10 protein-coding genes are annotated in these 12334 nt (G+C 62.1%); 3 read left to right on the top strand and 7 right to left on the bottom strand.

All coding sequences use genetic code 11. The features are described 5' to 3' along the window. The coding region (locus FHR96_RS18635; protein WP_183389239.1) for an alcohol dehydrogenase catalytic domain-containing protein at positions 1–413 on the bottom strand (413 nt) is incomplete at its 3' end. A 240-nt stretch (positions 414–653) separates the two neighbouring features. On the opposite strand from FHR96_RS18635, the gene FHR96_RS18630 reads away from it, so the two are divergent. After that, positions 654–2228, top strand: coding sequence for a BCCT family transporter (locus FHR96_RS18630; protein ID WP_183389238.1), 1575 nt, complete (start codon positions 654–656; stop codon positions 2226–2228). Positions 2229–2421: 193 nt separating this feature from the next. Then, positions 2422–2949 (top strand): invasion associated locus B family protein, encoded by a 528-nt coding sequence (locus tag FHR96_RS18625; protein ID WP_183389237.1) that lies wholly within the window; start codon positions 2422–2424, stop codon positions 2947–2949. A 473-nt stretch (positions 2950–3422) separates the two neighbouring features. Here FHR96_RS18625 and FHR96_RS18620 read toward each other — a convergent pair whose 3' ends face one another. The 3 genes from FHR96_RS18620 to FHR96_RS18610 all read right to left on the bottom strand — a co-directional run bounded on the left by FHR96_RS18620 (position 3423) and on the right by FHR96_RS18610 (position 7707). Then, positions 3423–3638, bottom strand: a complete 216-nt coding sequence (locus tag FHR96_RS18620) for a DUF6447 family protein (protein WP_183389236.1) — start codon at positions 3636–3638, stop codon at positions 3423–3425. 145 nt (positions 3639–3783) lie between these two features. Then, complete coding sequence (locus tag FHR96_RS18615; RefSeq protein ID WP_183389235.1) at positions 3784–4572, bottom strand: SapC family protein; 789 nt, start codon at positions 4570–4572, stop codon at positions 3784–3786. A 150-nt stretch (positions 4573–4722) separates the two neighbouring features. Then, positions 4723–7707, bottom strand: coding sequence for a DUF4214 domain-containing protein (locus FHR96_RS18610; RefSeq protein WP_183389234.1), 2985 nt, complete (start codon positions 7705–7707; stop codon positions 4723–4725). Between the two features lie 359 nt (positions 7708–8066). On the opposite strand from FHR96_RS18610, the gene FHR96_RS18605 reads away from it, so the two are divergent. Beyond that, positions 8067–8441: a hypothetical protein gene (locus FHR96_RS18605; RefSeq protein WP_183389233.1), complete on the top strand. Its 375-nt coding sequence runs from the start codon at positions 8067–8069 to the stop codon at positions 8439–8441. A 156-nt stretch (positions 8442–8597) separates the two neighbouring features. On the opposite strand, the gene FHR96_RS18600 is transcribed toward FHR96_RS18605, so the two are convergent. Genes FHR96_RS18600 through FHR96_RS18590 form a run of 3 tightly spaced genes read right to left on the bottom strand, consistent with a single transcriptional unit; the run spans position 8598 to position 12324 of the window. Then, a complete protein-coding gene (locus tag FHR96_RS18600) occupies positions 8598–9623 on the bottom strand; it encodes a glycosyltransferase family 4 protein (RefSeq protein WP_183389232.1) in 1026 nt (341 codons plus the stop codon). Further along, positions 9620–11101, bottom strand: a complete 1482-nt coding sequence (locus tag FHR96_RS18595; RefSeq protein ID WP_183389231.1) for a methyltransferase domain-containing protein — start codon at positions 11099–11101, stop codon at positions 9620–9622. The genes FHR96_RS18600 and FHR96_RS18595 overlap by 4 nt, the downstream gene beginning before the upstream one ends. Continuing rightward, positions 11098–12324, bottom strand: coding sequence for an ABC transporter ATP-binding protein (locus FHR96_RS18590; RefSeq protein WP_183389230.1), 1227 nt, complete (start codon positions 12322–12324; stop codon positions 11098–11100). Before FHR96_RS18590 ends, FHR96_RS18595 begins: the two co-directional genes overlap by 4 nt. Positions 12325–12334: the final 10 nt, after the last annotated feature.

Genomic DNA, 12334 nt, shown 5'->3' with positions numbered 1-12334 from the left:
TCGGTCTGGCCACCGACCCAGCCGCCCATGTCGACGTAGCCGTAGGCGGCACCGGGGCGCGCCGGATTGACGTTGAGGCAGATGCCGGTCTGGCCGGACTTGCAGTTGCGGCAGCGACCGCAGGCAATGTTGAACGGCACCGAGACCAGGTCGCCCGGATTGAGGAATTCCACGTCGCGGCCGCACTCGACCACGATGCCGGTGATCTCGTGCCCCAGCACCAGGCCGGAGGGCGCGGTGGTGCGGCCGCGCACCATGTGCTGGTCGCTGCCACAGATGTTGGTGGTGACGACCTTGAGGATCACGCCGTGTTCGCACTTGCGATTGCCCAGGGCGAGTTCCGGATAGGCGATGGACTCGACGGCGACTTCACCCGGGCCCTTGTAGACGACTCCGCGATTGGCTGCACTCATGTGGCTGGCTTCCTTCGTGTTGTTGGATCTGTCGGCGGCACTCCGCCACCCGACCATAGGCGCCTGCGCCGCTACGGAATGTTCCCCATGAGGCGTCGCCATGCCTGATCGAGACATTCTCGCCGCCATGGTGCAGGCGCCTATCCGGAGGTCGTTTCCACGACACTCTCCTTTCGTCCATCGCGCCAAGAATGTGCGGCGTCGCCCGTGGCGACGCACAACAACAACCGAGGACCATCCATGATCCACGATGACGACCCCATCCTGGCCCCGGGCCAGGACAACAAGCAGATATTGGGCCTGGACTTCCACAACCCCGTCTTTCCGCTGTCCGCGCTGGCCATTCTCGGCTTCATCATCTACGCCCTGGTCTACCCCGACGCCGCCAACACGCAACTGACCGCGGCACGCGGCTTCGCCATCGAACACTTCGACTGGCTGTTCATGATCGCCGGCAACATCTTCGTGATCCTGTGCCTGGTACTGATCGTGCTTCCCCTGGGGCGCATACGTCTTGGCGGGCCCGACGCCAGGCCCGAGCACTCGTTGGTCTCCTGGTTCAGCATGCTGTTCGCCGCCGGCATGGGCATCGGCCTGATGTTCTGGAGCGTGGCCGAGCCGGTGGCCTACTACACCGACTGGTACGGCACCCCGCTGAACGCTGCTGCCGGAACTCCCGAGGGCGCCAGCGCCGCCATCGGTGCCACCATGTTCCATTGGGGCCTGCATCCCTGGGCCATCTATGCCGTGGTCGGCCTGTCGCTGGCTTTCTTCGCCTATAATCGCGGACTTCCGCTGACCCTTCGTTCAGCCTTCACCCCGCTGCTCGGCGATCGCGTCCGCGGCTGGTTCGGCCACCTGGTGGACATCCTGGCGGTGCTGGCCACCATCTTCGGCCTGGCCACCTCATTGGGCTTCGGCGCCACCCAGGCCGCCGGCGGGCTCAATTACCTGTTCGACGTACCCAACACCCTGGGCACCCAGATCGCGATCATCGTGGTGGTCACGTCCGTGGCGCTGCTCTCGGTGTGGCGAGGCATCGATGGCGGGGTCAAGCTGTTCTCCAACATCAACATGGTGATCGCCCTGGCGCTGCTGCTGTTCGTGATCCTGACCGGTTCCACCCTGATGTTCGTTCATGGCCTGTGGGACACCAGCCTGGCCTACCTGGACCATATCCTGCCGCTCTCCAACTGGATAGGTCGCCAGGACACCACCTGGTATCACGGCTGGACAGTGTTCTACTGGGCGTGGTGGATCTCCTGGTCACCGTTCGTCGGCATGTTCATCGCCCGAGTCTCCCGGGGACGCACGGTGCGCGAGTTCCTGATGGCGGTGCTGCTGGTGCCGACCCTGGTGACCTTGGTATGGATGAGCGCCTTCGGCGGCAACGCCCTGGCCCAGTCCCAGGCAGGCATCGGCGCACTGGCCGATGGCATCGGCGAGGTGTCGCTGGCGATGTTCCAGATGCTGGAGCATCTACCGCTGACCACCCTGACCTCCAGCATGGCCATCGTGCTGGTACTGGTGTTCTTCATCACCTCATCCGACTCGGGCTCGCTGGTCATCGACAGCATCACCGCCGGCGGCAAGGTCGATGCTCCTCGCTCCCAGCGGGTGTTCTGGGCCACCCTGGAAGGAGTGATCGCCGGCATCCTGCTCTACGGCGGCGGCGACAAGGCGCTCGGCGCCCTCCAGGCTGGAGCAGTGGCCACCGGCCTGCCCTTCACCCTGGTACTGCTGGTGATGTGCGTGGGGCTGGTGAAGAGTCTACGCGAGGAGCAGCGCGCGTTGGGCCTGGGCAAGGTCGCCTGAACCATCCTGGCATCATCACCGACGCCTCCGGAGGGGAACCTAGTCCAACCGGGGGCGTCACACTCGGATGATACCGCCGGCCCCGTGGGACTCGACCTTGCGACCGGTTCCAGGCATGGTATTACCACCACGCCTGGGCGCCGACCGGCGTCGCGTGGCCCACGAGCGCCAACCGCAAGGAGAGTGATCCACCATGTCCAAACGACTCGTATCGGGCCTCGCCGGCCTGCTGTGCCTGATGGCCTGGGCCTCCACGAGCCTCGCCCAGTCCACCGCCTCCAGCGAGGGTGCCGGCAACAACTACGAGAGCGAGCAGTTTCAGCAGTGGGAGGTGCGCTGCCCCACCGGCGGCCAGAACGCCCCGTGCAGCATGACTCAACTGGTCAACAACCCCGACGACAACCAGCCGGTGATGCGGGTGATCATTGCCCAACCGCCGCAGGCCGAGACCCCGATCATGACCTTCCTGCTGCCGCTGGGCGTACGCCTGGCGCCCGGTCTGCAGCTCAGCGTGGGCGGCGGTGAAGGCGTGCCCTTCCCCTACCAGGTATGCGACCAGCCAGGATGCCGCGCCGACCTGCCACTCGAGCCATCGCTGATGCAACAGCTGCGCGGCGGCAGCAACGCCACCCTGAGCCTAATCGGACCGCGCGGCAATCGTCGCGACCTGAACATCTCGCTGATGGGCTTCACCGACGCGAGTCAGCGCATCACCCCCTGATCCGACCCTACCCGGACGTCTCGAGTCTCGCTCTCTCGAGCGAGGCTCGTGGGTGTCCGCCTTCCCGATATCTCTTCCTGTCACTCCCCGCTCGCCGGCATGATTCACAGCAACGGCGCTCTACTCTCTCCCAGCCCTGAGTGCCCCATGACGACGCTTGGGCGAGACGCCCATCGGCATCAACGACACAGTCGCGCCTGTATGCGACGCGTCCATCTGCCACCAACAGCAGCCCACATTGGTAGTGCATGGTGGCACGCGCCCGCTCAAGAAAGGTGTCTTTGCAAGGCCTCTTCACTTGCCACCGGCCCCCACTCATCTCTCTTCCAGCCCCACATTCCAGAGCCACGACGAAAACAGGCCAGGAGATATCTCCTGGCCTGTTGGGTAGCCGAGTCCCGATGACATGGGTCTAGCCCCTGTCAGGCAGCGCCGTCTCACGGCTCACCACCACGAGATGCCAGGTGCGAGGCTCACTTGGCTTCTGTCGCATCCGGCAAGGCTTCAGCCAATGCACGAGAGTATGTATTTCGCGCCGTGCGATGGATCGCCAATTGCTGCTCGAGGCGGGTGATCTCCTGGTCGGTCACACGGAGGTTGCCTACCTGGGACTTGGCCTCGTCAGAGAGTTCGGAAAGCGGATATTCCTTACCATCGATAGTGATCGCGGGATTGTCTTCCTTGGCCATTAGGCCCTCCTTTTATCCAAAAAATGAACGAATGTGGCAACACCACTGCATTCATGACACTACTGAATTATGCGCATGGAAGTGGTGGTTATTCAAGATCCATTACCCCGAAACACATACCGGCAAGGAAGCTCAAAATCGCTCATCAACTGTCGAAATCCAGATGCAGTTCCTCATCACCATCGAACCACTCATCCAGACTCTCAGCCGGTGGTGATACCGCGTGACGGAGGCGATACAGCTGTGCCAGTTGATTCAGCCGATGCTGCGAAAGCAGCTGTGCATAGGCAAGGCTCAGCCCACCGGCATCACGCAGTGCGGCAAGACGATCCTCAGGCAGCGCATTGAGGGCTGGCTCGTCGATGCGATACAGCCCCTCGACCTCGTGAGTCTGTTCATGCTCGTCCTGAGTCTTGAGCGGCCAGGGCTGAATCAGCCCCTCGGCTGCCAGGGCCTTGACCGCTCGAGCCGCCAGAATCCGGCCACGCACCAGCTTCTCCAGGAAGGCCCGAATATTGGCCAGCCGGGATGATTCGACGCCGTCCTCGGTGAAGCAGCACTCGCCTTGCTGGCGCGCATCATCGAGCCAAAGCCCACTCTCGACATCGACGCAAAGCCGCCACTGGCGGCGGTCCTCGCTGGGCTGCAGTCGAAAGGGATGGGCGCGATAACAAGCTGGCACATAGCCGCTGAGCCATCGACCATCGGGCGCGACACAGAGGTTAAGACCACCGGTCAAGGCTTGTACGGCGACCAGTTGGTAAAGACCCTCGTCGAGGCGACGAAACGCCAGGGGAACGGCCTTGAGTACGTGAGGCACTTCCTCGAGTGTGACCGGCGCCAGGGCATCGCCGGCGGCAAACTGGTAATCAGTGTAAGGAAGCCAGCCAGCATGGGCATGGAGATTGGCCTCGATGGGCATATAGCGGGACATGCGCTCTCCCGAATCGGGGCGGCCGGGGCCGCCGATTGACTTACATCACAACAAGAAGCCCCCGCTCAGCGGGCTGAGCGGGGGCTTGGGGTAAAAACCCCGGTCTAACCTGGCCGCCATTTCGCTGAGCGAGATGGCGCTGCCGTCATCTTAGGCGATGTTGGCGTCGGCCAGGGCCTGAGACTCACCGAAGTCCAGGGTGCCGACCAGGTCGACAGTGTAATCGGTAGAGTCGTTGGCGGAGTTCAGGTCGAAGACCTTGTACTGACCGGCGTTGTTGGCGTGCTCCACCATGATGATGCTGTCGACACGGCCGTTATCGACAGTGCTGCCGATGGCATCACGGATATCGTCAGCGCTCAGGTTGGCGAAGGTCGTTTCGGCGTCGAAGTCAGAAGCTGCGAAGGTCACAACGTTCACTTCGTCATTGGCCACGTCGTAGTCGTTGCTGCCAACGGTACCGTTATTCACGCCATAGCTGGTGAAGTCCAGGATATCGCGGTTGGCGACAGTGTCATCACCAGAGGTGAAGTTGACGATGTCGTCATTGCCGAAGCTGTCCTGCAGCACCAGGGTATCGTTGCTGTCGGCACCGGTACCCAGGACCACCACGTCGTTACCTTCGCCAGCGGCGATGGTGTTGTCGCTCTCGGCTGTGCTATCGACACCACCAACGTTCTGGGCGGCGGCGGTGGCACCGTTGCCGGCTTCCTCGGCGTAGATCGCTTCGATATCGCTCAGGTCGGCGCTGGTATCGGCGTTGCTGTCGCGGAAGGCGACGTTCAGCTCGTCCAGGTTGTTGCCATCGATCAGGGACTCGACGTTGAGGATGTTGCCGTCACCGTCGGAGGCCTCGAGCAGGTTGGCCAGCACGTGGTCGTTGTTGACCGCGTCCTTGATGGCCTGGTTGACCTGCAGGGTGCTGATCTCGTCGTCCTGGTTATCGGCAGTGCGAGTGGTCGGCACGTCGATCCAGACAGACTGGTGGCCCTTGAAGGTCACCTGCACCTGAACGGTCGCATCGTTCTCGACACCGAAGGTCTGACCCACGCCGTTGGCACCGCCGGACAGGTCCACATCGCTGTTGGACTGACCGTTCGGCAGGGCACCGGCGGCCGCGGTGGAGTTGAACTCCCAGCGGTCGCGGCTGTTGCCCATCAGGCCGGAGTTGTCGGCATAGACGACGTCGTTGCCGGTCCCGGTGCCAATCACGGCATCGCCCTGACCCCAGGTGCGCACCACGTCATCGCCCGCACCGGTGGAGATGGTGTGGTTGGCGTTCAGCTGCTGATCGGTCAGGTCGTTGATGTCGTAGCCGTTGTTCTGGGCATCGTCATACACCAGCGTTTCGACAACGTCGTTACCGTCGCCGCTGTCGATCACCAGGTTGACGTCTTCGCGCGCCATCACGTCGCTGTCGATGGCCAGAGAGATCTGGTCGTCGCCGGCGGCGGTGGTGTAGTTGAAGGTGGCGTTGTCGTCCTTCGGATCGACGGCATCGTCGGTGGCGTTCAGGTCACGCTCAATCACTTCTTCGGTGATCAGGCCGCTGAGCTTGATCTCGCCGCCGAAGTCACCGCCGTTGAAGTCCTGAACGTCGACCAGACCGAACTGCTCTTCGCTGTTGATCTCTTCGAGACCCAGTACGTCATGGTTGATCTGGGTGCCGACACGGAAGTAGCCGTCGCCGGACAGGTTCACTTCCTTGAGGAAGTTGCGATCACCAACGCTTTCGTTGTTGGACTCGAGGCGAGTCAGCCATACGCCGTTCTCGGCGCTGACGTTCATCTGCTCGATACCCTTGTCGGAGTTGGACTCGCCGACCAGGTTGATGGAGCCGCCCTGAGAGCCGTAGCCGACGTTGTCCAGGTCGAGGTTGGTCTCGATCAGTTCCTGGATGTTCTGCGGCGCCTCGGTGCTCTGCTCGCCGTAGAGGGTGAAGCCACCGGCAGAGGCGTCTTCGCTGTAGGTGAAGTTGCCTTCCTCGATGACGCCGCCGTTCTTGTCCGTCAGCACCAGCGTGGTACCGGACACGGTCTTGCCGTTGTCGTCGGTCGCCTGGAACTCACCGCCCAGGGTCGCTTCGAAGCCGGCCAGCAGCGGGTCGTCGCTGGCAGCCAGAGCGTCCTTGACGGCAGTCAGCAGCTGCGGGTAGGTCTCGGCGTTGAAGATCTCTTCGGACTGCAGCACGACCTGCTCACCGTCGACGGTGAAGCGGAAGCCGTTGACCGGCAGATCGCCCAGCGGACGGTCGGTGTCGGCAGTACGCAGGTCCAGCAGATCGATGAACAGCTGGGAGTTGGCAGTACGGTCCTCGGCGCTCAGCACCGGGCTCAGGAACAGACCGTTGTACTCTTCACCGGCACCGAGCTGGTCGGAGAGATGGAAAGTGTAGTCCTTGGAGCTGGTCGCGACCTGGCCAGCTTCGTCCCACTCGATCTTGCCGATGTTGACGACGTTGGTACCGCCGGTGCCGTTGGCTTCGGCCACATAACCTTCAGCTTCGCTGTCGGTCACCCAGATCAGGGAGCCGCTATCGTCGAGCTCGAAGTGACCTTCGCTGCTGCCGGTATTGGCAAAATCGATGTCGATAGAGCCACCGGTGTCACCATCATTACCACCGTCATCGGCCGGGATGTCGGCCACGACAGCGTCGATATCCAGGGCGGACACGTCGGTGTCGGCGTCGACGTCAGACAGGAAGTCAGCTGCATAGTCGGCAGCGTCGTCACCGGCGTAGTCGCTGCCAGCGGCGTCGGTGAAGGCCTGAGCGGCTTCCACCTTGTTGTTCATGGCATCGACGTCGGCGTTCTCGGCGTTCTCGGCGATCACCAGGGCGATGTTGGCCAGAGACAGCTCACCGGATTCCAGTTTGCCGACGTAGAAGTCCAGGCCGCCCTGCTCAGCATCGCGAGCGAACAGCTGCTGATACAGGTTGTTGACCAGTTCCTCGTTGCTGAGGTCGCCGAAGCGAGCTTCGTACTCGGCGGAATTACCGAAGTCGTTGATGACCGCGGCAGCGCCTTGGCTGTCGATCTGCTCAGCCCAGAAGGTCTGACCGGCGGCGTCCGCAGGGCGGCCATAGTAGGCCACGTAGAGCTTCTGAACCAGATCCAATGATGCTTGTGTTGCCATGGGACTATAGTCTCCTTGCTATTCGAAGATGCCGACAGCGCGAGGCATGCCAGACCTCTTTCTACCTTGAGCGCTCAAGGAATTTCCTTGGTTCACCCAACGTCCTGTGGTGGCCATATGTTTGACAGGTAAGCCATTGGCTTCGCTTTTGCCAACGTAAGAACACCCTCTGCGAAGGGCGAACGTGCCTAATGTATAGGCGTCATTCGATACAAGTCAACGTCAATAAAACAGTGGAATATTAGGTAAAACATTCCTCAAAACTCATTCCATAAGACAAATCTCAACCTTATGTAAGAGATTTGCTATATTGTCGTAGGACTTTCGCCATCACATGGGCAAAAAGCTAGAAATTAGCCATGAAAAGCCTTTATTTTCATGACTATGCGCGATTCGGCATATCAAAAATGCCCAAGAAAGGATGCCGTCTTAATACCCCACTTACAGGTAAGTCATTGCTGACAAAGAAGGAAATAGACACTCTGTGCCGTAACGGCGACCCATTTCCGAGTGACAGGCTTTGGAGGAAGAAATATCCCCTGATCGAGACGCTCCCGATGGAGGCTCTGGAGCACGCGTTGTACGTGCTCGATGACGCACCGCGTCTGACGCCGCCAGCCTTCTGTGCAAGCCTGCGCTGCGTGCTGCGGTACATCAGCCGACAGTCGGAGAGCACTCCTTCCCAGGGAAGTGCCTTACCTGGGAAGGAGCGCGACGGCGAAAACGCGACGTAAGCCGCCAGGGCACCCTGGCGGCCAGGATGTCAGGACACGCTTCGATGAACGCCAGCGAGCATCATTGGAGGGACGATGGACGGCCTCACGTGGCTGACCATCGGATGGGAGGAGTACTTCAGGAGAAGCGGAAGGACAGGAAGCGGCTTGCCCGCTTCAGGGCGCCAGCAGCGTAGCGACGACGCGCTCCCAGCCGATGTCATGGTCCGCGTACACCTGCCGGGCGGCTTGCCCCATCTCGGCAGCCCGACGCGGCTTTTGCCAGGCATCGTCCAGCGCCATGGCGAGGGATCCCGGGGTAGGCTCTGCGACCCAGCCTGTCTCGCCCGGATGCACGAATGCCAGCGGACCGCCGCTATCGGTGCAGGTGATCAACGGTTTGGCTGCCAGCATGGCTTCCAGAGTGACGTAGCCATAGTCTTCGTCGAAAGGAGGGAACGCTATCGCACGAGCATGGGCATACAGTGTCAGCTTCTCCGCTTCGCTGATATGCCCCAGCAGGCGGACCCGTTCGCGAACCCCGCTGAGCTCGATCAATTGTTCCAGAGCCGCTTGCTGACTCCCTTCACCGGACAACAGCAACCTCACGGGCCGCTCGCATAGCGCCACGGCACGTATCAGCAGCGCCTGGCGCTTGAGGGGTTCAAGCCGGCTCGGGTAATAGATGTATCCCCAGTCGTCGCCACAGGTGAAACGCTCGGCACGATGGGGAGGGTGATAGAGCGGCTCGGCATCCAGACCGTTGTATCTGGCAAGGCGCTCGGCCACACGCGGGGAATTCGCGAAGCGCCGTCGCGCCTGCCCCAGATGGCGGGTATCGAAGGCTTCCACCTCCGACCTGAGCCGGGCCAGCGACGGACTGGCCGTGGCAGGGTCGAACAGCTCGTAGCACACCCGGTGCTGATGCATCAACCAGACCACGTGGTCGGGATGCGCGACGCCGTAGCCGGGAAACTGCAAACTGATGACACGGTCGATGGAAACATCGTTGGGGGCGATGGCCTCGAGCCCTTCCACGAATGTCATCTGGCGGCGGATGTGATCTTCACCGTAGTGAAACGGCAGGCGTAGGCACTCCACCCGATGACCATCCTGGCGAAGAGCCTCCACCAGCCCTTGCACATGGTAGTTGGCGCCCCCCGAGATAAAGGGCGTCTGGTTGGCAGTGACCAGCAGCTTCATGGGTTCCCCTGATCCAGCGAGCTGGCCTTGCGCGCCACGACGGCGTAGTCCATGGCCGAGGCCAGCATGGCGTTGAGTCGTTCGACCACCGGTCCCTGCCCGGGTACTCGGGACGTCTCCGGTGGCGGGTTGAAGCGGCGCAACGTGGTATCCCCGAAACCGTGAAACTGGCACAGGAACTCCAGCGTCGGGGGCGGCAAGGGATTCCGATGAGTCAGGTCATGATAGAAGCTGTAGCTGGCAACGATCAGATTTTCGGGGTTAGGCGTTTCCAGGATCAACACGCCGCCCGGAGCCAGTACGCGATGCGCCTCACCCACCAGGCGAAACAGCACCTCGAAGGGGAGATGCTCGGCAATGTGAAAGCCGCTGATCAAGGCAACGCTGGCGGTCTCGCATGAGCTGAGTGCTGCCAGGGCATCCTGGTGCTCGACCTCGAAGCCTTGCTCACGACAGTGCGCGACCATGGTGGCATTCAGGTCGATACCGCGGGCCTCGAAGCCGGCACGACGTAGCAGGTGCAGCCATTCCCCTCGCCCGCACCCCAGATCCAGGGCGGTCTCTCCGGCCTGGCGAGCCAGACTCCAGTCCGCCCGGTAGTGATCCAGGTGCGCTGACAGCGACGCTTCAGGGCCACGGAAAGCCGTTTCGAAGGCCAGATAATAGGCATCGAGCTCCGACGCCAGATCATCGTATTCCCGGGAGTCGCCCTGCGAGCGGGAATCCCCCACAGGCTCGCCGGGCCTGCCCCCCGACTCGGCCACCGTCCCACCGAGCCCGGTGATGGCGCGACGCCAGGCGGCCAGCTGTTCCCACAGCGCTTGCTGGCGGGCATATTCGTGATCTTGCCGAGCCCCGAAGTGCCGCTGCCGGTCATCCATCTCGAGCAAGGCGGTAGCCAGCTGATGGCGTTCCTCGCACCAATCGGACTGTTGTACCAGCAGCCGGCAGGTCGCCGCTTCCAGGGCCCACCGCGGACGGTATCGCCGCGTCATGTCGGCGAGCCAGCGGCGCCACAGGCGCAGTCCGATATCCCTCAGCGGGCCGAGGCGATCCAGGCGCCCACGCCAATTCCTGCAAGCCTCCAGCCTGGCCGGCAAGACCTGGCCGGTCAGGCGGCGGTGACGAAGCGCTTCATCGGCGTCGGCCAGCTCCACGGCAACCGCCAGGCGCCCTTCCGTCGCAACCCGTTTCGCATAGTGCTCGAGCCCTTCGGAATCGACTTCGCGCCCCAGCAGATGGCGATACAGTCCCTCGACGAACGCTCGGTCGTCGCGGTCGTGACTCAGCAGTTCGGCCAGTCGCGGGGCGCCGGCATCGAGCAGCACAAACGCTTGCTCCTGGCGGTCACGCAGATCGCTCAGGCTACGACGCCAGTCTCCGATGGGAGGGGCGACCGGCGGCTGTTGGCCCGACAACGAGCTCGACGCGTCGCGCAGACGGCGTACCAGTTGATCGATGGTATCGTCTGCACTCATGAGGCCTCCTCTCGGGCAGCGGGATCGTTTCGGGTATCGAGCTCGATGTGACAGGCCAACTGACAGATACCGGAAAACTTGCTGCCACGATAGCCAGCCACCTCGAACTGCAGGGCGCTGTCGTGCCACCAATAGCAGTCGTCGAGATGATGGTCGCCAGAATGTAACGCCAGCGTGATGGTGTACTTGCCAGGCGCAATGGTGGCCTCGATCGCCAGCCTCACTCGTCGCTGCTCATCTCTGACCAGACGGAAGGCCCCCTGCTGCTGGTAGGTATTGATGCCGAAAATATCCTGGCCGAAGCGGTCTCGAATCAACACGCCCAAGGCCACGTCATCGAGTGCTTCATGAGCCAGGAGCGTCAGATCCAGCCACAGCGTTTCACCGCTGGTGAGCATCTGGCTATGGCTGTCTTCTCCTTGGGCATTCGCGTCGATGATCTCGGCCTGGCGCGTCCCATAGGCACCATCGTGGCGAGCCTTGTGTCGTCCTTCCTCTTCCTCGGCCTGACGCGCCATGATGCGATTGTAAAGGTTGACGGCACCTTCCGGCTCTCCTTCATGGACCACGCGCCCTCCTTCGAGCACCATGGCTCGGTCGCATAACACCTTGACGGCATTGAGGTCATGAGACACGAAGAGGATGGCGCCGCCCTGCTCCTTGAACTCGCGAATACGCTTCATGCATTTCTGCTGAAAGTAACCGTCTCCCACCGAGAGAGCTTCGTCGACCAGGAAGCAGGCCGGCTCGGCATGGATGGCGATGGCAAAGCCGAGTCGCATGACCATGCCCGAGGAGTAAGTACGCAGAGGCTCGTGGATGTACTCGCCAAGCTCGGAGAAATCGATGATGTCCTGATGACGTGCCTCGATCTCGGCATGGCTCATGCCCAGCATCAGCGCATTGGCGGTGATGTTCTGAATGCCGGTCAACTCGGGGTTGAACCCCGTACCCAGCTCGAGCAGCCCGGTCACCCGGCCGTCGATGTGGATATCCCCGGCATCGGCCATCAGCACGCCGGTCATCAGCTTGAGCAGCGTGGACTTGCCTGCACCATTGCGCCCGAGCACACCGAGCACTTCCCCGGAACGCACCTCGAAGCTGACGTCTTCCAGCGCCACATGGGTATGGTGACGATTGCGACCCGTCAGCGCCTCCAGGAGTCGATCCGAAGGTCGTGAGAACATCTTGAACGACTTTTTCAGGTCGGTGACACGAATCATGACTCGACTC

This window comes from Halomonas organivorans (assembly GCF_014192055.1).
In the GTDB taxonomy this organism is placed as follows: domain Bacteria; phylum Pseudomonadota; class Gammaproteobacteria; order Pseudomonadales; family Halomonadaceae; genus Halomonas; species Halomonas organivorans.
Note: the sequence above shows the minus strand (reverse complement) of the source record. Positions and strands in the feature narration are given on the sequence as shown.